This is a genomic window from Veillonella sp. S13054-11 (assembly GCF_002959795.1).
Lineage (GTDB): Bacteria > Bacillota > Negativicutes > Veillonellales > Veillonellaceae > Veillonella > Veillonella parvula_E.
Map to the genome: position 1 here is coordinate 131,025 of NZ_PPCY01000005.1, position 21,944 is coordinate 152,968.

Here is a 21,944-nt window from a genome sequence, read left to right on the forward strand (position 1 = left end):
ATTCAATCTTAAATTATAAATGAAGAGTGATTTTTTATTCATATATCATTATTTTCATGTATAAATAATCATTCTATGCATTTGCTATTATTTTTTCTTTTACCAATTATGCAAAATTAATATAAACACCATTTTATTATGATATAAATTAATACAGAACAAATATTTGTATTTATAAGTTACTAAAGAAAGGAGATTATATGATTAAACTCATTAAACGTTATTCAAACTTTAATCCCCCTGTAATTATAGGTAGCTTGTCTATCGTCTTAGGGCTGAGCTTATGTGCCCTTCTGATTCCGCAAATTTCTCAAACGATCCTCCAAGGGGTTCGTGATATTATATTTGAAGATTTCAGCTGGTTTTATGTTTTATCCATAAGTCTCTTCTTTATCTTCAATATCTTTCTTGCACTTAGTTCGCTAGGTGACATCAAACTTGGTAGCGACGATGAAGAAGCGGAATTCTCTTATACAGCTTGGCTCGCCATGTTATTTGCGGCAGGTACTGGTGTAGGTCTCATGTTCTTCGGTACTGCTGAACCGCTCTCACATTATCACTCCGCTGTAGGCTTAGTCGATGGTGCTCCTAGCGCCAAGGAAGCGTTATTCCGCTCCATCTTCCACTGGGGCATCAATGCATGGACGGTATACGGAATTATGGCTTTAGCATTAGCGTATTTTGGTTTTCGCTATAAATTGCCATTATCACTACGTTCATGTTTCTATCCGCTGTGGAAGGATAAGATCAATGGCCCACGAGGGCACATTATCGATATCATCGCACTTTGTGTAACTTTATTAGGTATCGTAACCACCTTAGGATTTGGTGCCGCCCAACTAGGTGCAGGGTTCCTATATATTGATATCATCTCCACTAATGACTTTTCCGCACAAACGGTCATCATTATCATCATTATGTCCATTGCCGTTTTATCTGCTGTTACAGGTATTGATAAAGGCGTTAAGCTACTCAGCGAAATCAATATATCTGTTGCATTAGTCTTAATGCTTTTTGTACTATGTGCAGGTCCTACATTACTCCTATTAAATACAATGGTAGAAAACTTTGGATACTATCTATCACATATTTTAGGGCAAAGCTTCTATACATCTATCTATACACCAGAAACCCGTCCATGGTTCTTCAGCTGGACCATACTATTCTGGGCTTGGTGGTTATCTTGGGCACCATTTGTGGGCATGTTCATTGCGCGCATTTCAAAAGGTAGGACTATTCGAGAGTTCATCTTTGGGGTACTCATTATTCCAACTGTATTTACTATCGTTTGGTTTACTATCTTTGGTAATACTGCAATTTATATCGATGAAACAGTAGCAAACGGTGCACTCGGTGCATTAACCGATAAACCAGAACAACTACTCTTTGCATTCCTTGAATATTTACCTTTATCCGGTTTAACTAGTCTTCTATCGATTATCGTATTAGCATTATTTTTTATTACATCTGCCGATTCAGGTATTTATGTGTTAAATAATATTGCGGCCTATGATAAATCCACTTCATCTCCAAAGTGGCAATGCTTGATGTGGGGCTCTGTAATGTCCTTTCTTGCCATCAGTTTGCTCAGCATCGGTGGACTTAATGTACTACAATCGGTAACGCTCATTCTCGCCTTACCATTTGCAGCCTTGATGGTTATCATGTGCTACAGCTTATGGCAAGGATTATTGACAGATACGCAATACTTTAACACAAAACTTTCAACCACATCCATCTACTGGGACAGCAAGAACTGGAAACAAGGTCTTGCCAAGATACTCAACCAAACGCAGTCGGAAGATGTTATTTCCTTTATGAAAACAACAGCATTGCCTGCTATGTATCAGCTCAACAAAGAATTAACAGAAGAGTACGGATTAACTACGAGAATTGACAAACATTTCAATGGTAACGACGCCTCTGTAGAGTTAACCATCGAAAAAGAATCAATGCGCAACTTTACCTACGGCATCAAACTCGTTACGCAAGAGGTATCGGATCATCTCATCGAAGATCCTAACATTCCTCACATTACTGAAAGCACCAACGCAATTCCTATGACATATTTCAGTGACGGGCGCGCCGGATACGATGCGCAGTATATGACACGGGAGGATATCATTACCGATATCATTCGACAGTACGAACGATATCTTACTTTATCGGATGACGTCGGTTATGACATCATGTCTCATGACGCGAAAGAAACAGCTGAATAGAAACCAATAATACCTATAACAAAAGGGTGCACCTCGCAGGTGCACCCTTTTTATTATGTCGCACAATATCAACTATGCAACAAGTCTATACAATTAATACAGCTTAACGGCTGGTCCAAAGTAATTAATCTTCAGACATAACCTCTTCCGTAATATCAATGATTTCAGGTGTATTTTTTACAACTTCAATCTTACGGTAACGACTCATGCCTGTACCCGCAGGAATCAACTTACCGATAATTACGTTTTCTTTCAAGCCCAATAATGGATCGATTTTACCCTTGATAGCAGCGTCGGTAAGAACACGTGTTGTTTCTTGGAAGGACGCAGCGGACAAGAAGGAGTCCGTTGCCAAAGCGGCTTTCGTAATACCCAATAGTGTGCGTTTGCCTGTAGCATTTTCACGACCATTGAGAGTAAGACGACGGTTTTCTTCGTCAAAGGTATTAACGTCCACCATATCCCCTGGAAGCATATCCGCATCGCCAGCTGTTTCAATTTTAACTTTATGAAGCATTTGACGAACGATAACTTCGATATGTTTATCGTTAATTTCTACACCTTGGGATTTGTATACTTTTTGTACTTCGTATACGAGATAACGTTGAGTTGCTTCAGTACCCATGACGCGCATGATGTCATGAGGATTGATAGAACCTTCTGTCAAACGAGCGCCCAAGGATACCACGTCACCGTCTTTAACGATAATGCGCGAACCGTAAGGAATGAGGTAATCAAGTTCAATACCATCTTCACCAGTGATAAAGATAGTGTTCGTACCTTTCTTACCTTCATTAGGTACAACGCGAACTGTACCTTCATTTTCAGCGATGATAGCATTACGTTTTGGTTTACGAGCTTCGAACAATTCTTCGACACGTGGCAAACCTTGTGTAATATCGTCACCTGCGACACCCCCAGTATGGAATGTACGCATTGTCAACTGAGTACCCGGTTCACCGATGGATTGTGCTGCAATGATACCTACCGCTTCACCAACTTGAACTTGGTTGCCAGTTCCTAGATCACGACCATAACACTTGCGACATACGCCATATGGGCTACGGCAAGTCAATACAGAACGGATTTTTACTGTTTCATAATGTTTTACAACTTCATCAGCTAACGCCTCTGTGATTTCACCATTAAGAGGAACGATGACTTCGCCAGTTTCTTTGTTAACTAATTCTTCAGCTGCAATACGACCTACGATACGGTCTTTTAATGGCTCGATAACACCAGTGCCTTCAACGATAGCTTCCACTTCAATACCATGGATTTCATTGTTCCGCACTTGTACTTCTTTTACATCGGAGTTAAGGATAGCTTCGATGCCTTCTTCAGTAAGACGTGTATCAGCTGGGAAGATTTCTACCCCTTCGCTGTCAACGATTGCTTGTACAGTATCCTTGTTCAACATATTTTGAACCATAGTTTCTTTCAATGTTGCACGGATGCTATCGTCGCTTTCACCAAGAATAATTTTTTGAACCAAGTTAGTATGGTTAATATCGCTATCAGAGCCCAAATGTGCACCGCGCAATGCGATAGATGTAACACCGGCTTCAGCAATATCTGCCAAGCATTGTTCATCCAAGATAGTTTCAGCTGGTACAACAAGTTCCCCTGTTTCAGCATTCACAACATCTTTATCTAAAACGCGACCAATAAGTTTATCTTTAAGCAATTCTAATGCTTGACGTGGGGATGTAGCCAAGCGAGCACGTTCACGAACGAGATCGATACCTACAACGTCACAATCGTCCTCACGAACGATTACGTCTTGAGATACGTCAACGAGACGACGTGTCAAGTAACCAGAGTCAGCTGTACGAAGCGCTGTATCGGCCAAACCTTTACGAGCACCATGAGAGGATGTAAAGTAATCCAATACAGTCAAGCCTTCTTTAAAGTTTGCTTTAATTGGCAAGTCAATGATTCGACCAGATGGATCGGCCATCAAACCACGCATACCAGCAAGCTGACGAATTTGTTGTTTATTACCGCGGGCACCAGAGATAGCCATCATGTAAACAGGGTTAAAGCCGTCTTTATCGCACGCCATATTATCCATCATCGCATCGGTAACATCTTCTGTTGCCTTTGTCCATAATTGGATAGTTTTACGATAACGTTCTTCTTCTGTAATAAGACCACGGCGGTACATACGAGATACTTTTTCTACCTCTTGTTCCGCTGTATCTAACAAGCTAGTTTTAACTTCTGGTACTTTAATATCAGCAATAGCTACAGTCATACCTGCGCGACGAGCGAAGGAGTAACCCAAGGACTTGATGCGGTCCAATAATTCTGCTGTTTTTTCATTACCAAACAATTGGAAACATTGATCAACCAATTTACCAACTGTTTTCTTATCCATAACCTTACCTAAAGAGTAAGTGCCATCTTCACGTTTCTCGTACTGCCACAATTCTGGGAATAAAGCATTGTTGAAGATCAAGCGACCTGCTGTTGTTTCTACACGGCCATGATCAGGTAAACGGATATAAAGAATATCTTGCAAACCAATGATATGAGACTCATAGGCAAGCATAACTTCATCATAGGTAGCAAATGTTTTTGCTTTATCACGAGTATCTTCGCGTACAACTGTTAGGTAGTATGTACCTAAGATCATATCTTGAGAAGGTACTGCTACTGGCTTGCCGTCCTTAGTAGACAAAATATTATGGCTAGAAAGCATCAATGTACGAGCTTCCGCTTGTGCTTCTACGGACAATGGTAAGTGACACGCCATTTGGTCACCGTCAAAGTCGGCATTGAAGGCTGTACATACTAATGGATGCAATTTGATAGCACGACCTTCCCAAAGGATTGGTTCGAAGGCTTGGATACCAAGTCTATGCAATGTAGGGGCACGGTTCAAGAGAACTGGATGTTCTTTAATTACCTCTTCCAAGGATTCCCACACGCCAGGGCCAATTCTTTCAACTTGGCGTTTAGCAGCCTTGATGTTGGATGCTTGACCGCGTTCTACCAAACGTTTCATAACGAATGGTTTGAACAATTCTAATGCCATTTCTTTTGGCAAACCACATTGGTGCATTTTAAGTTCAGGACCTACTACGATTACGGAACGACCGGAGTAGTCAACACGTTTACCGAGCAAGTTTTGACGGAAACGACCTTGTTTACCTTTAAGCATGTCGGACAAGGATTTCAATGGGCGGTTACCAGGACCTGTAACAGGACGACCGCGACGGCCATTATCAATCAATGCATCAACCGCTTCTTGAAGCATGCGTTTTTCGTTGCGCACGATGATATCAGGAGCACCCAAGTCGAGTAAACGTTTCAAACGGTTGTTACGATTGATAACACGACGGTATAAATCGTTGAGGTCAGATGTAGCAAAACGGCCACCATCTAATTGAACCATAGGACGCAATTCAGGTGGGATTACAGGAACGATGTCCATAATCATCCATTCTGGACGGTTCCCAGATTGACGGAATGCTTCTACTACTTCCAAACGACGAACTGCACGGATTTTACGTTGACCACTAGCAGTGTTCAACTCTTCGCGCAATTCGGCATTCAATGCTTCAAGATCAAGTTCTGATAAGAGAGCTTTTACCGCTTCAGCACCCATGTCGATACATGCGAAGAGAACCTCTTCAGCAGCGCCTAACTCATAGCGTTCTTCGCGAGTTAATTCTTCGTATTCCTTATCAGCTTCTGGTATTGTTGCATCATCACGAAGAGCCGCATTATAGCGCTCTTTGCGTTGTGCTTCACGAACAATAGCTAAACGTTCATTACGTTGAGCCACTGTTTCGATTACGACGGATTTACCACCGATAGTATAACCGTCTTCATTAAATTGAGCTTCGTATTCGCGGTATTCTTGCTCGGACAACAATTGACGTTTTGTCAATGGTGTACCAGCTGGATCTACTACGATGTAGGAAGCAAAGTATAATACGCGTTCCAAAGAACGTGGTGATATGTCAAGGATAAGACCCATACGGGATGGGATTCCTTTGAAGTACCAAATGTGAGATACAGGAGTAGCCAATTGAATATGGCCCATACGTTCACGACGTACTTTCGCACGGGTAACCTCTACACCACATTTGTCGCAGACTACGCCCTTATGGCGGATGCGTTTATATTTGCCGCAGTGACATTCCCAGTCCTTTGTTGGTCCAAAAATGCGTTCACAGAATAGACCATCACGTTCTGGCTTCAACGTACGGTAGTTAATTGTTTCAGGTTTCTTAACTTCCCCATGAGACCAGGATAAAATCTGCTCTGGAGAGGCTAAACCGATTCGCATGGAATCGAATTCATTTACGTCTAGCACTACTATCGCTCCCTTCCTTATAGATAGTTTTAGTCTTCATCGTTAGAGGAGTCGCCCATTGGGTACGCCAATTGGCTAAGGATATCATCTTCACCGCCATTATCAGCTGGTAAGTCTTCCTCTTCCTCTACTTCTGGTTCTACTACAGTTACTTCATCAGTTTCTACAGCACTGCCTTCCATAACTTCTTCAATACCAGTTTCTACCACCTCATCTTCGTCCTCAAGTTCTTTCATAACAACTTCTTCTTGATCTTCGTTCAAGATTTTTACATCGAGACCGATACTTTGAAGTTCTTTAAGCAATACCTTGAAGGACTCAGGTACACCTGGTTCAGGGATGTTTTCGCCTTTAACGATTTTTTCGTATGCTTTCACACGACCAACAACGTCGTCAGACTTAACAGTTAATAGCTCTTGAAGGGTATAGGCTGCGCCATATGCTTCTAGAGCCCAAACTTCCATTTCCCCGAAACGTTGGCCACCGAACTGAGCTTTACCGCCCAAAGGTTGTTGTGTAACAAGGGAGTACGGACCTGTAGAACGAGCATGGATTTTGTCATCAACCAAATGATGGAGTTTAAGCATGTAAACGTAACCAACAGTAACGCGGTTATCCATCGGTTCACCAGTACGACCATCATATAGAACAGTTTTACCATCATCAGGACGACCTGCAATCGCCAATGTTTCGAATACGTCCTTTTCGTGAGCACCATCAAATACAGGTGTAGCAATATGAATACCTGCTACATCTGGTTTTGGCATGCCATATTTGTCAAAATCATAGCCAAGGCTTTCCAACTCTTTGCGAATTTCAACGCGTTTTTCTTCAGCAGAGTGAATGTTGTTAAGAGTATTCTTGACTTTGCTAATTGCCTCTAATTCTTCTACAAGCGCAGGATCCATTTCAGGAGCCTCTTCTTCAGAATCAAAGAATTCTACATGAAGTGCATTGTATTTAGCTTCAATAGCTTTAAGCTCTTGGTAACGAGCTTCGCCACCCATAGCATCCAATTTCTTTTGCGCTGCTGCTTCTACATGTTTTAAAATTTTAGTTTTCAAAGCAATGATTTGCTCATTTTCTTCGAAATGATTTACCGTAACATCTTCCGCAACTTTCGCTTCCAATACCTCAATTTGAGCATAAAGATCGCGGATTGCATCGATTTGTTCCCAGTAAGATGCATCAGTACGGGCTTCTTTCAACACGTTTTGAATGTGAAGGTCTGTAGCTTTGATTTTCATACCTAAGCCTTGAACAGCCCACCCCAAGTGAGTTTCAAGAACCTGACCGATGTTCATACGAGAAGGTACGCCCAATGGGTTCAATACGATTTGTACTGGAGTACCATCTGGAAGGAATGGCATATCTTCTTTTCTCATAACGCGAGAAACGACACCTTTGTTACCATGACGGCCCGCCATTTTATCGCCTTCATGAATCTTACGTTTTTGAGCGATATATACGCGAACAAGTTTATTTACGCCTGGTTGTAATTCGTCGCCATTTTCACGGGTGAAGACTTTTACATCTACGACTTTACCAGATTCGCCATGAGGCACGCGCAAGGAAGTATCACGAACTTCACGTTCTTTGTCACCAAAAATAGCACGCAACAAACGTTCTTCTGGAGTAAGCTCAGTTTCACCTTTTGGTGTAGCTTTACCTACAAGGATATCGCCAGGATGTACTTCTGCACCAATACAGATAATACCATCTTCGTCTAAGTTTTTAAGTGTGTCGTCACCTGTATTAGGCAACTCACGAGTAATTTCTTCAGCGCCTAATTTGGTATCACGAGCATCACATTCGTATTCTTCAATATGAATGGATGTATAGATATCTTCTTTGCAGAGTTCTTCACTAAGCAAGATAGCATCTTCATAGTTATAACCTTCCCAAGGCATGAACGCTACAAGAACGTTATAACCTAATGCCAATTCGCCGCCATCTGTAGCAGGACCATCAGCCAATACTTGGCCTTTTACAACATGGTCGCCACGATTAACGATTGGTTTTTGGTTAAAGCATGTGGATTGGTTAGAACGAAGGAATTTATTCAAATGGTATGTATCAACACGACCATCGCTATCGCGAAGAACGTGGATTTCATTACCCCAACAACGTACAACTTTACCCGCTTCACGCGCCAATACGCAAACACCAGAGTCAGTAGCTGCTGTATATTCCATACCTGTACCAACAAGTGGTGCTTGAGCGCGCAAAAGTGGTACCGCTTGACGTTGCATGTTCGCGCCCATCAAGGCACGGTTAGCATCATCATTTTCAAGGAATGGAATCATAGCTGTACCAATAGATACAACTTCTTTTGGACTAACGTCCATATAGTCAACCTTATCTGGTGTAACTTCCAATACATCATGACCACGACGACAAGCAACATGTTCAGTTGTGAAGTACCCCTCTGCATCAAGCGGAGAGTTTGCTTGGGCAATTGTCATGCCTTCTTCTTCATCAGCGGTCATGTATACTACGCTATCAGATACGCGCACTTTAACAACTTTATCAGCATCCTTGCCTTTACCATACACTTTTTCTACTTTACGGTATGGTGCTTCGATGAAGCCAAATTCGTTTACCTTTGCATAGTTGGACAAGGAGTTAATCAAGCCAATGTTTGGACCTTCTGGAGTTTCAATAGGACACATACGACCATAGTGAGAATGATGCACGTCACGAACTTCGAAACCTGCACGCTCACGAGACAAGCCGCCAGGGCCAAGGGCAGAAAGACGACGTTTGTGAGTCAATTCCGCCAATGGGTTTGTTTGGTCCATGAACTGAGACAATTGAGAAGAACCAAAGAATTCTTTGATAGCTGCCACTACAGGGCGAATATTGATCAACGCTTGAGGCGTAATGGATTCAGTTTCTTGAATTGTCATGCGCTCACGAACAACACGTTCCATACGAGTTAAACCGATGCGGAATTGGTTTTGCAACAATTCGCCTACGCAACGAAGGCGACGGTTACCCAAGTGGTCGATATCATCTGTATGACCTGCACCATCCATAAGGTTGAGCAAGTAAGAAATGTTAGCGATCATGTCTTCACGTGTTACTGTACGGTGATCATATGGTAAGTTGCAGTTATTACAGATAACTTTAGACTCTACACCATCATTATTTACGATATAGAATTCAGCAAAACCTTCACCATCGAAAACATGGCTATTAGCAACGATATCAAGTTGTTCTTCCCCAACTTGTACGCCTGCATCAAGGATAATTTCGCCAGTTTCTGGATCTACAATTGGTTGAGCTAATGTTTGACCCAACATACGTTGGCGCCAGCCAAGTTTTTTGTTCAATTTATAACGACCAACGCGCGCTAAGTCATAACGGCGTGCATCGAAGAACAAGTTATCGAACAAGTTACGAGCAGACTCTACAGTCGGAGGCTCGCCTGGACGTAATTTTTTATAGATTTCAACCAATGCTTCATCAGCAGATTGAGTTGTATCTTTTTCTAATGTACGAACGATGCGTTCATCATATACTGGTAAACCATCCTCATCAGTTTTACCATTCCAGAAAAGGTCGAGGATACTTTCATTCGTATCCCAACCTAATGCACGTACCAATACAGTAGCTGGTAATTTACGGTTACGGTCAATACGGACAGCTACCACTTCACTAGCATCTGTTTCAAGTTCAATCCATGCACCACGGTTAGGAATAACTGTGGAATCATACAAACGGTTACCCATTGTATCGATTTCTTTATTGTAGTAAACGCCTGGAGAACGTACCAATTGGGATACGATAACACGTTCTGCACCATTGATGATGAAAGTACCTGTATCCGTCATCAATGGGAAATCGCCCATGAATACTTCTTGTTCTTTAATGTCCATATTTTCTGGATCATTATTTACCAAGCGAATATTTACACGAAGTGGTGCTGCGTAAGTAGCATCACGGTTTTTACATTCATTAATATCATACTTAGGTTCACCTAAGCTGAAACCCTCAAAAGAAAGTACTAGATTACCTGAATTGTCTTTAATCGGAGAAATATCGTTGAAAATATTTTGTAAACCACTCTCCAAGAACCACTCATACGATTTACGTTGAATGTCCAATAAATGCGGCATCTTGATAACTTCGTTAATTTTAGCGTACGTATAACGAGTTCGTTTGCCTACCTGTTCAGGTTTGAACATATTTGCTTTCACCCCTATCAAAACACACTGGTCTACCATTTTCTATAACGGCATGAAAAAGACATCTTACAGGTCTCAGTTTTCCTGCTCGGGCAACGTCAAATAAAGCAAGGTCCATTTCATTTTTAAAATAACCTTGCTTCCCATTAACCAAGCACAACCTTGGAAGAAAACCTCATCACTATTTGTGTTATAGTTTTTACATCCAAAAGCAGAAAACGCTACTTTTGCAATATATAATTTTATCAGTATTAAAAAAGACTGTCAACCAAAAGGGTTGACAGTCTTTTATTTTCATGCTTTATTCATGTATCAAAAGAGAACCATAAATTAGTTGCCTTTTTGTTTTAAAAGATTCGCACCAGCGATACCAGGGCGAGTCATTTCTTTAGGAGAAAGAATATGATTAATTTCATCCTCAGTCAATAAACCTTGATCCAAGATGATATCGCGAATAGCTCGACCTGTTTCATACGCTTCTTTCGCCAATGCAGAAGCTGTTTCATAGCCAAGATGTGGCAACAATGCTGTTACGATACCAACGGAACGATTCAACCAGTACTCGCATTGTTCACGGTCTACTTCAAGATCAACAAGCAATTTATCAACGAATGTATTTACACCGTTTTTAAGGTAGCAAAGGTTATTGAACAAGTTGTATGCCAATACAGGTTCCATAACATTTAACTCGAATTGACCATTTTCTACAGCTAATGTAATAGTAAGGTCATTACCGATAACTTGGTAACACACTTGATTCAATACTTCAGCGATAACAGGATTTACTTTTCCTGGCATGATAGAGGATCCTGGTTGACGGGCAGGCAATTTTAATTCACCAATGCCACAGCGAGGTCCAGATGCCATTAAGCGGAAATCATTTGCCATCTTAATCAACACAAGTGCAGTTACCTTCAAACCGCTAGAGATATCAGCAAATACATCTGTATTGTTTGTGGCATCGATTAAGTTCTCCGCAGTATAGAACGGTTCGCCTACTACTTCGCTTAATTCGTACGCTACATCATGAATATAATTAGGTTCAGCATTAAGACCTGTACCAACTGCAGTAGCACCCATGTTGATTACATGTGCCCCTTCAACGGCAGATTTAATGCGTTTAATACCACGACGAATACCAGATGCATAAGCGCCCATCTCTTGGCCCAATGTAATAGGCACCGCATCTTGTAAATGAGTACGCCCCATTTTTAAAATTTCACTATATTCTTCAGCTTTTTTCTCAAGCTCATCAACAAGACGTTGCAAAGCTTCAAGTAACGGTTTAGATTTCAAAATTGCACAAACTTTAATCGCTGTTGGGAAAGCGTCATTTGTAGATTGTGCCATGTTACAGTGATTGTTAGGGCTTACAATATCATAGCTACCTTTTGGATGACCTAAAATTTCACAAGCACGATTTGCCAACACTTCGTTCATATTCATATTCACAGAAGTGCCAGCACCACCTTGAATTGGATCAACTGGAAATTGGTCAGCAAATTCACCTGCAATAACTTCATCAGCTGCTTGAACAATCGCTTTACCGATAGATACATTGAGACGACCTGTTTTCATATTAGCTAAAGCAGATGCTTTTTTTACCATTGCTAGAGCTTTAATAAAATCTTGGTCTAAATGTTTCCCTGTAATATGGAAGTTTTCTAAGGCACGAATCGTTTGCACACCATAATATAACTCATCCGCTACTTCTAATTCACCTAGGAAATCATGTTCTTTTCTCATAATAGATCCTCTTTCCACTATTTCATATATTAGATGATAGTTTAATGAAACGGTTTTATCTTATGCGCTCATTATAGCATGTATTTTGTATACATAAAAGTTATTTCATGTATTCCGAATAAACAATATTCTATACAATATATTATTTCATAAATAATTATTTTTTTGTAACTATCACTATATTATCTCCATATTTATAAGTGCTCTGTTTTTATCTTTGATTGGTTTAAATATTACACGCCCTATAGTACAATAATATAAACTATATAAGTAAGGAGTAACTATGATTAACAATCACATGCTGCGCATAGGTGCGCTCTTTTTATTAACCGTTTTGAGCTACGGCTTTTATAATGCCTATTTGCCAATCACTGATCCGGTGGAGTCCAACTATGTTCTCTCCGCCATCACCATGCTAAAACATAACTCATGGATATCCCCTATGATATACGATCACGTATGGTACGATAAACCGCCGCTCACCTATTGGGCGCTTATGATTACGTACAAACTATTTGGCATATCTGACTTTACGTCTCGTATACCGAATACGCTTGTTGCGGGAGCCAGCGTGGCCCTAATGTACCATATAATTTACCGCATATCTAAAAATACTTTTGCTAGTGTACTCTGTGCTATTCTATTAATGAGTACACTTCAGTTTTGGTACATATCTCATGCAATTATAACCGACGGATTTCTACTTCTCTTCACCTTAGCTATATTTGGATATAGCTATTTAGCTTTTACCAATAATGACAAGTCAGCTATGGTGAAAGCTTACATTGCTGCTGCCTTAGCTGTAATTACCAAAGGACCTATAGGCATCATCTTGCCCGGTCTAATATTACTCATTTATATATGCGCTCGCTATATAGTCCATAGAAAAGATGAAAGTTATCAGCTTTCAAAGGATATTAAATTACTATTTAATCCCTTAGGACTATTAGCCTTTATAGCGATAGCTAGCCCTTGGTATATCGCTATGTATTCCATTCACGGTGAGCAGTTTATTTCTGGATTCTTAGGTCTACACAATGTAGATCGAGCTCTTATATCTGAGCATCCTAAATTTAATGTATGGTATTACTATCTATTAATTGTACCCCTTTCACTATTACCATGGACACCTGTAATAGTCTATCATTTAAAAGATCTTAACTGGAAAGATGATTTTGATCTATTAGGTATTATATGGTTTATAGTTATAGTTCTATTCTACTCTCTAGTAGCTACAAAGTATCTAACCTACACATTACCTGCCATTATCCCTTGTATAATATGGGCGGCTGTAAAAATTTGTGAATTAATTACTGACAAAGAAACCGGTGAATTTACTCAATCATTCAAAAAGTTTAATTATTTAATTACCCTACCACTAGGTATTTACTACATGATTTTTACATTTGCTACAGCTTTTGATCAAAGTCTTGATAGTAAACCATTAATCGTTGGTTCCTTTATTATAGTATGTATAATTTTAATCGGTCGATACTACATAACATCATTTTTCAAACTAGCAATATATGCTTTAATTCCACTAATTACGTTGTACTCGGCTATTACGATTACAGTACCACCAATATTGTTTAATCAGTCTGGTTTACAGTTCAAAACGTTCATCGAAGATACATCAAAACCAATATATGTATATGGCAATTACTATACTTCCATTGTATATTACATGGACACTACACCTACCCAAGTTTTCGTAGATACAACTGATGATTCTATATGGACCGAAGGCAAAACATTAATGCCTACCATAACTAAGGAAACATTTTTAAGTAATACATCAAATAATCGCGGTGCCTATGTCATCGTTCCTAAAAAATATGATAAGGATTTCTCTAATACATTACCGTATCCAAAAGCCAAATTAGTTAACAAAACAAAACTCGCATCAATTTATAAACTCCAATAGAAAAAGGCGTACCCATAGGGTACGCCTTTAATATGTCCAGAATTATTTCAATTCTACGGATGCGCCAGCTTCTTCCAATTGAGCTTTCAAAGCTTCAGCAGCTTCAGCAGCTACGCCTTCTTTTACAGGTGCAGGAGCGCCATCAACGATAGCTTTAGCTTCTTTCAAGCCAAGACCAGTTGCTTCACGAACAACTTTGATTACGTTGATTTTGGATGCGCCAGCATCTTTCAAGATTACGTCGAAGGAATCTTTAGCAGCGCCGCCTTCAGCACCACCAGCAGCTGCTACAGCTACAGGAGCTGCTGCAGTTACGCCAAATTCTTCTTCGATTGCTTTTACAAGATCATTAAGTTCAAGGATTGTTGCTTCTTTCAATTCAGCAACGATGTTTTCAATGTTCAATGCCATTTTAGATTTCCTCCATAAATTAGTTTATAGTGCCAGCCTCAAGCGGCCAACGAATACTTTGCAAAAAATATTATTCTGCAGGTTTTGCTTCTGCAACAGCTTTGACAGCGTATGCAACATTGCGAACAGGAGCTTGCAATACGGAAAGCAACATGGAAAGCATACCTTCGCGATTTGGAAGAGATGCAATTGCTTTAATGCCTGCAGCGTCCATAACTTCGCCTTCAACGATACCAGCTTTAACTGTTACAACTTCTTTTTCAGTTGCTTTGATGAATTGTTCGATTACACGAGCAGGTGCAACAGCATCATCTTTAGAAGTAGCCAACGCAGTTGGGCCTTCTAAATGCTCAGCGAAACCTTCAAGATTCAATTCGTTTGCAGCGATACGAGTCAAAGTATTTTTGATTACTTTGTATTCAACACCTTCAGCCAACATTTTGCGACGAAGATCAGTTGCTTGCGCAACAGTTAAACCAGAGTAACCAATCAATACAGCACCTTTTGCTTCAGAAAGAGTTTCTTTCATTTGAGCAACGATTGCTTTTTTTGATTCAGTGACAGCCATTAGATTACCTCCTTGTAGATTTTTTTGGTGCTCTATGTACTATCTTAGCGTAAAAACGACCCCATCGCACGCGATGAGGTCGTAACTAGTCCTAGGTTGTTCTAGTGTCAGCCTCAGCGGGCGGATTTTCATCCATTATACATACCAGCCGTCTACAGCTAAGAGACATATTTAATTATTGCTCTTTAGAAACAGTGCTCAATTTGAACACGTTCAAAGGTACACCAGGGCCCATTGTAGCGGACAAGGTTACAGATTTAATGTATTGACCTTTAGCTGCTACAGGTTTAGCCTTGATAATAGTATCAACGATTGTACGGTAGTTGTCAAGTAATTTTTCTTCATCGAAAGATGCTTTACCGATAGAACAAGAGATAATACCTGCTTTATCAGTACGGTATTCGATTTTACCAGCTTTGATTTCATTTACTGCACGAGCAACGTCTGGAGTTACTGTACCAACTTTAGGGTTTGGCATCAAGCCTTTAGGACCCAAGATTTTACCAAGACGGCCAACTTGACCCATCATGTCTGGTGTAGCAACTACTACGTCGAAGTCGCTCCAACCACCTTGGATTTTAGCTACTAACTCTTCAGAACCTACGAAATCTGCACCAGCTTCTTCAGCTGCCTTAATATTGTCGCCTTTTGCGAATACAAGAACGCGTTTAGTTTTGCCAGTACCATGAGGCAATACTACTGCACCACGAACTTGTTGATCAGCGTATTTAGGGTCGACATTCAAGTTGAAAGCAATTTCAACTGTTTCATCGAAATTTGCAGTTGCAGTTTTCTTAACCAACTCAATTGCTTCTACTGGTTCGTAGAATTTACCAGCTTCAATAAGTTTTACTGCTTCAGCGTATTTCTTACCTACTTTTGCCATTATAATATCCTCCTTATGTGGTCAAACGGGAATTCCCTCCCACCGATTTGCGCCTTATGCGCAAGTCGTACGCTTATTAGTCAACGATTTCAATGCCCATGCTGCGAGCAGTACCTTCCACCATGCGCATACCTTGTTCTACGGTATTAGCATTCAAGTCAGGCATTTTCAATTCAGCAATTTCACGAACTTTATCGCGACCTACTTTTGCTACTTTATCACGGTTAGGTACACCAGAACCTTTTGGAATACCTGCAGCTTTTTTCAACAATACTGCAGCTGGTGGAGTCTTAGTGATGAAGTCGAAGCTACGATCTTCATATACGTTAATAACTACTGGAATAATTAAGCCAGCTTGTTTAGCAGTACGTTCGTTGAATTCTTTTGTGAAAGCAACGATATTAACACCTGCTTGACCTAGTGCAGGACCAACTGGTGGTGCTGGAGTAGCTTTAGCGGCTTCAATTTGTAGTTTTACTTGTTTAACTAATTTCTTAGCCATGGGTAATTAAACCTCCTATGCTTATACTGTGGTGGTAACGGATATACATCCTCCCACTGGCAACCAAAATCGATTGCTCTTTTTAGAGTTATATTTATATATTAAAGAGCTTTCTCAACTTGAGAGAACTCTACCTCTACCTCGGTATCTCGATTGAACATTTCCACACTAAGTTTCAATGTTCCTTTTTCAGGGTTAAGTTCGGTAATAACACCTAGTTTATCTTCAAAGGCACCGGACGTAATGCGAACCGTTTCACCAACTTCTACATCAACGTTAATGGTTGGTTTCTTATCCAAGCCCTGAGACTTAAGTATATGTTCTACTTCGGAATCAGAAAGTGGAACTGGTTTTGTAGCAGAGCCAACGAAACCTGTAACACCTGGCGTGTTGCGTACAACATACCAAGAACGGTCATTAACTTCCATTTCCACCAATACATACCCAGGAAATATCTTACGTTTTACTACTTTTTTAACCCCATCTTTTTCATCTATTTCGTCTTCAAGAGGCACCAAAATTCGGCTAATCACATCTTGTAGCCCCATAGATTGAACTTTAAGTTCAAGAGTGGTTTTTACTTTATTTTCGTAGCCTGAATAGGTATGAATTACATACCACTTCTTATCTGCTTCCATGTAATGGCCCCCTTATCCAACAAAGTGCAACAACGTATTAAAAAGTTGGGCGAAGAGTCCATCAAGCACAGAAATAATCAAAGCGATGAATATGGTCACTAAAAATACTACTATTGTGTAATTGATAAGCTCTTTTTTTGTTGGCCAGACTACTTTTTTTAGTTCAGCTTTCACACCGCGGAAGAATTTTCCAAATCCACCACGCTGCTGCACTGCTGAGTTAGACTTTGCCATTGTGTTTCACATCCTCAAATCAACAGGTAATGAATGATAAGAATTATTTTGTTTCACGGTGTAATGTATGTTTACCGCAGAATTTGCAATATTTCATCATTTCAATACGATCAGGATTGTTCTTTTTATTCTTGTTCGTTTGATAGTTGCGTTGTTTGCAATCTGTGCAAGCTAAAGTAATGGCATTACGCATCCGGATACACCTCGCTTTATATTTACTAATCTGTCTCTTGTACTCGAAAACGCTCGACTACATACTAAAAAACTATATCATACGTAGCAAGCGATGTCAAGAAATTAAGCAACTCAAAAAAGCCAGGCACGTATGCCTGACATGGATAGTATAACAGACAATGGCGCCCCTTGTCTACCCAAAGAACGCCATGTCATATTAGCTTATAGTTAGCTTATATATATATTATATTTAATATTATAATTACATATTTACTATTATTGCTTCGTTTATTACTGTTTCTTTGTGAAAGTTACTTTCACGATTTGCCAGAAGAAGGCCAATGCCCCCAATATCATGATGGTATCGCCAACCATGCGAAGCCAACGCAAATTTTGTAACAATGGTTGTTGCATAAAGTCTTCACTGCGAGCGAGCCATAAGCCTTGTGTAACACTTGCCCAACTTTGAATCAAGCCAATTGGCAATAGACTGATAAGAACCATTAACGCAAGGCCCCAATTCAATGCCCAGAAACCGAATTTCATCAACTTGTCGTTAAATTCCACTTCAGGTCGAATATAACGAGCGATGAGGAATACAAAGCCTAAACTCAAGAACCCGTATACGCCGAACAACGCCGTATGAGCATGAACAGCTGTCGTATTTAGACCTTGAATATAGAACAAGGAAACCGGCATATTAATTAAGAAGCCGAAGATGCCTGCACCCACCAAGTTCCAGAAGGATACGGCAATGAAGCAGTATACAGGCCATTTTAGTCGATGCATCCAAGGAGCACTATGAAGGCGTGTATAATTTTCAAACGCTTCATATCCCAAGAGTACAAGAGGCACTACTTCCAACGCGGAGAACGATGCCCCTGTGGCCACGATAGTCGATGTAACACCGGTGAAATAAAGATGATGGAATGTACCAGGGATACCGCCGATAAGGTAAATGGCACCGGACGAAATCGCTGCTATGGTACCTGCACGGTAAGATACGAGACCAAGTGTTACGAAAATAAAGGCCATCAACGTAGTAGAGAATACTTCAAAGAATCCTTCTACCCAAAGGTGAATAACCCACCAGCGCCAGTATTCCATGATTGCCAAGTGGCTGTGTTCTCCGTAGAAAAGACCTGGTCCATAGAAAATACCGACCATCACAACGGAGAAAATAAAGGCAGCAATAAGGTTTTTATCCCCTTTATTTTTGAAAGCACCAATGATGCTGCGCACCATGAGTACAAGCCAAAATAGAATGCCGATATATTCAATCCATTGCCATACGCGCCCCAACTCGATAAACTCATATCCTTGGTGACCCAAGTAGAAGTTTAGAGACGCCGGAATCTCATGAGCAACACCTAAATATGTACCTGTAAAGGAACCCACTACCAACACAACGAGTGCCCAGAACAAAATATCCACGCCTAATTTTTGGAACTTAGGATCTTTACCGCCATTAATAATCGGCGCCAAGAATAAACCGGCACTCAAGAATGCCATTGCAATCCAGAACAAGGATGCTTGAATATGCCAAGTACGAGCAATAGAATATGGAAAATACTGCGCCAATGGAATGCCATAGAAAGCCTGCCCTTCCACAGTATAATGCGCAATGATACCGCCCATACCAAGTTGTAGTAAAAATAATGCCAAAATTGTAAATAAATATTTTCCCAAAGACCGTTGAGACGGTGTTAGATTCAATTTGGATATCGGATCTTCCGCAGGCGGTGTTAATTCATGTTCATCGCTTTTACGACCAAATGCCCACATCCATACGACAATACCAATACCACAAAGTAAGATAATAACACTCACCACAGACCAAACTACGCTTTCCGGTGTCGGATTATGATCTAACAATGGCTCGTGAGGCCAATTGTTGGTGTATGTTGCATCTGTACCAGGACGTTGAGTCGATGCCATCCACGTAGTCCAGAAGAAGAATCGTGCCATATCAATACGATCTTTTAATTCTGGCAACGTATTGTCTTTCATCGCAAAATGATCGCGTGTTTCGGACAATTTAGGGTTATCACCATAAAGTTCAATAAAATATTGTCCGGTTAAATTCATCGCTGTAATACGTTCCGGTGAAAGCACAACAGTTCCATCTTCACGAACAGCACTGTTAAAGTACTCTGCTTTAACTGCTTCTTTAACAGCCGCTTTCTGCACATCACCTAACTGTTCATAAAGAACACCAAAAGCTTCTTGAGACTTGATATCAAGCATTACGGACACTTCTTTGTGCAACCAATCAGCTGTCCAGTCCGGGGCTTGATATGCGCCATGACCTAGTACGGTCCCTACAGATTGACCACCTGTAGATTGCCAAGCCGATTGACCATGTAAGATATCATCCTTAGTGAACAAAACCTGTCCATCTTGAGATACATACGCGGTTGGTACCGGTGGCGCTTGATGATATACATCAGTACCCAAATAGCCAAGAATAGAGAATCCAATAATAAGAACTGCTACTACGGCTATCCAATACTTTTTGTATTCGCCCATCACATTACCTCCTTTTCTATAAAAGCACAAAAAGAGAGCCTATGCTCTCCTCATATATAATATACACTAATTTTATAAATAAAGTTGTATCTAAGGTTACAATATATTAAAATTTCTTCTCAATTTGTATCAATAGTATGATTATCCTTTGAAGCCTGAATACAACGTATATGTCACATTACAAAATCATCATTGTTTCAATATATTAGCGATTCAATTCTATACTCTTAATCATCAATATATACAAAATAAAAGGGACCCATTGGGTCCCTTTTATTGAATCTAAAATTCAATTATATAGCTAATGTATCGATACATTGAGCTATAAACTTGTATTAACCTTCGATTTCTGTTACTACGCCAGCGCCTACTGTATGGCCACCTTCGCGGATCGCAAAGCGAAGACCTTCTTCGATAGCGATTGGAGTAATCAATTCGATTTCCATTGTTACGTTATCGCCAGGCATACACATTTCTACACCTTCAGGAAGGTTTACAACACCTGTTACGTCTGTTGTACGGAAGTAGAATTGTGGACGGTAATTGGAGAAGAATGGAGTATGACGACCACCTTCTTCTTTAGTCAATACGTATACTTCTGCTTTGAATTTTGTGTGTGGGTTGATGGAACCTGGTTTAGCCAATACTTGACCACGTTCGATGTCTTTACGGTCAACACCACGAAGCAATGCACCTACGTTGTCACCTGCTACTGCAGAATCCAACACTTTACGGAACATTTCAAGACCAGTTACTACGTATTGTTCAGCTTTTTCTTTCAAGCCTACTACTTCAACTGTATCACCAACGTTTACTTGACCACGTTCAACACGGCCAGTTGCTACTGTACCACGACCAGTGATTGTGAAAACGTCTTCCACAGGCATCAAGAAAGGTTTATCAGTGTCACGAACTGGTGTTGGGATGTAGGAGTCTACAGCATCCATCAATTCGTCAATTTTAGCTACATATTGAGCGTCGCCTTCCAAAGCTTTCAATGCGGAACCTACAACGATAGGTACTTCGTCGCCAGGGAATTCGTAGGAAGAAAGAAGTTCACGAACTTCCATTTCTACCAATTCGATCAATTCTTCATCGTCAACCATGTCAGCTTTGTTCAAGAATACTACGATTGCAGGAACACCAACTTGGCGAGCCAACAAGATGTGTTCGCGAGTTTGAGGCATAGGGCCGTCAGCTGCGGATACAACCAAGATAGCGCCGTCCATTTGAGCCGCACCAGTAATCATGTTTTTAACATAGTCAGCATGGCCTGGGCAGTCAACGTGTGCATAGTGACGGTTAGCAGTTTCATACTCAACGTGTGCAGTGTTGATTGTGATACCGCGTTCACGTTCTTCTGGAGCTTTATCGATCATGCTGTAATCTTGGAAGTCAGCTTGACCTTTTTCAGCCAATACTTTAGTGATTGCAGCAGTCAAAGTAGTTTTACCATGGTCAACGTGACCGATTGTACCGATGTTAACATGCGGTTTCGTACGTTCAAATTTTTCTTTTGCCATTAGGATTATATCCTCCTTCACAAAAACAAATTACATTCTAGTATTAATATAATATATTAACCCTAATTTA

The 21,944-nt window shown here is 40.4% G+C and carries 14 protein-coding genes; 2 read left to right on the plus strand and 12 right to left on the minus strand.

Annotated elements, in window-relative coordinates; genetic code table 11:
* Positions 1-200: 200 nt before the first annotated feature.
* Positions 201-2,222 (plus strand): BCCT family transporter, encoded by a 2,022-nt coding sequence (locus VPHSUH08_RS06090; RefSeq protein WP_105087011.1) that lies wholly within the window; start codon positions 201-203, stop codon positions 2,220-2,222.
* A 124-nt stretch (positions 2,223-2,346) separates the two neighbouring features.
* Here the strand turns inward: VPHSUH08_RS06090 and rpoC are convergent, their stop codons facing one another.
* The 3 genes from rpoC to VPHSUH08_RS06105 all read right to left on the minus strand — a co-directional run bounded on the left by rpoC (position 2,347) and on the right by VPHSUH08_RS06105 (position 12,485).
* Entirely contained in the window at positions 2,347-6,549 is a 4,203-nt protein-coding gene (rpoC, locus tag VPHSUH08_RS06095; RefSeq protein WP_004693548.1) for a DNA-directed RNA polymerase subunit beta', read from the minus strand.
* A 29-nt stretch (positions 6,550-6,578) separates the two neighbouring features.
* Complete coding sequence (gene rpoB, locus VPHSUH08_RS06100) at positions 6,579-10,739, minus strand: DNA-directed RNA polymerase subunit beta (RefSeq protein WP_060919552.1); 4,161 nt, start codon at positions 10,737-10,739, stop codon at positions 6,579-6,581.
* A 330-nt stretch (positions 10,740-11,069) separates the two neighbouring features.
* The gene (locus VPHSUH08_RS06105; RefSeq protein ID WP_004696758.1) at positions 11,070-12,485 is read right to left on the minus strand and encodes an aspartate ammonia-lyase; all 1,416 of its coding nucleotides are present in this window, start codon (positions 12,483-12,485) and stop codon (positions 11,070-11,072) included.
* Positions 12,486-12,768: 283 nt separating this feature from the next.
* Here VPHSUH08_RS06105 and VPHSUH08_RS06110 point away from each other — a divergent pair, with 283 nt between their 5' ends.
* A complete protein-coding gene (locus VPHSUH08_RS06110) occupies positions 12,769-14,409 on the plus strand; it encodes a glycosyltransferase family 39 protein (protein ID WP_105087012.1) in 1,641 nt (546 codons plus the stop codon).
* Positions 14,410-14,451: 42 nt separating this feature from the next.
* On the opposite strand, the gene rplL is transcribed toward VPHSUH08_RS06110, so the two are convergent.
* From rplL to tuf, 9 genes are all read right to left on the minus strand, one after another.
* On the minus strand, positions 14,452-14,820 hold the full coding sequence (gene rplL / locus VPHSUH08_RS06115) for a 50S ribosomal protein L7/L12 (RefSeq protein WP_004693540.1): 369 nt from the start codon (positions 14,818-14,820) through the stop codon (positions 14,452-14,454).
* A 70-nt stretch (positions 14,821-14,890) separates the two neighbouring features.
* Positions 14,891-15,388 carry a 50S ribosomal protein L10 gene (rplJ, locus tag VPHSUH08_RS06120; protein WP_004693539.1) on the minus strand — a complete coding sequence of 166 codons (498 nt, stop codon included), beginning with the start codon at positions 15,386-15,388 and terminating at the stop codon, positions 14,891-14,893.
* A gap of 175 nt (positions 15,389-15,563) precedes the next feature.
* Complete coding sequence (gene rplA, locus VPHSUH08_RS06125; protein WP_004693536.1) at positions 15,564-16,274, minus strand: 50S ribosomal protein L1; 711 nt, start codon at positions 16,272-16,274, stop codon at positions 15,564-15,566.
* A gap of 76 nt (positions 16,275-16,350) precedes the next feature.
* Complete coding sequence (gene rplK, locus VPHSUH08_RS06130; protein WP_004693535.1) at positions 16,351-16,776, minus strand: 50S ribosomal protein L11; 426 nt, start codon at positions 16,774-16,776, stop codon at positions 16,351-16,353.
* 101 nt (positions 16,777-16,877) lie between these two features.
* Complete coding sequence (nusG, locus tag VPHSUH08_RS06135) at positions 16,878-17,414, minus strand: transcription termination/antitermination protein NusG (RefSeq protein WP_004696753.1); 537 nt, start codon at positions 17,412-17,414, stop codon at positions 16,878-16,880.
* A 12-nt stretch (positions 17,415-17,426) separates the two neighbouring features.
* Complete coding sequence (secE, locus tag VPHSUH08_RS06140) at positions 17,427-17,648, minus strand: preprotein translocase subunit SecE (protein ID WP_004693531.1); 222 nt, start codon at positions 17,646-17,648, stop codon at positions 17,427-17,429.
* A 43-nt stretch (positions 17,649-17,691) separates the two neighbouring features.
* Entirely contained in the window at positions 17,692-17,841 is a 150-nt protein-coding gene (gene rpmG / locus VPHSUH08_RS06145; RefSeq protein WP_004693530.1) for a 50S ribosomal protein L33, read from the minus strand.
* A 272-nt stretch (positions 17,842-18,113) separates the two neighbouring features.
* The gene (locus VPHSUH08_RS06150) at positions 18,114-20,351 is read right to left on the minus strand and encodes a nitric-oxide reductase large subunit (RefSeq protein ID WP_105087013.1); all 2,238 of its coding nucleotides are present in this window, start codon (positions 20,349-20,351) and stop codon (positions 18,114-18,116) included.
* A 335-nt stretch (positions 20,352-20,686) separates the two neighbouring features.
* The gene (gene tuf, locus VPHSUH08_RS06155; protein WP_012864763.1) at positions 20,687-21,874 is read right to left on the minus strand and encodes an elongation factor Tu; all 1,188 of its coding nucleotides are present in this window, start codon (positions 21,872-21,874) and stop codon (positions 20,687-20,689) included.
* Between the last annotated feature and the right edge of the window lie 70 nt (positions 21,875-21,944).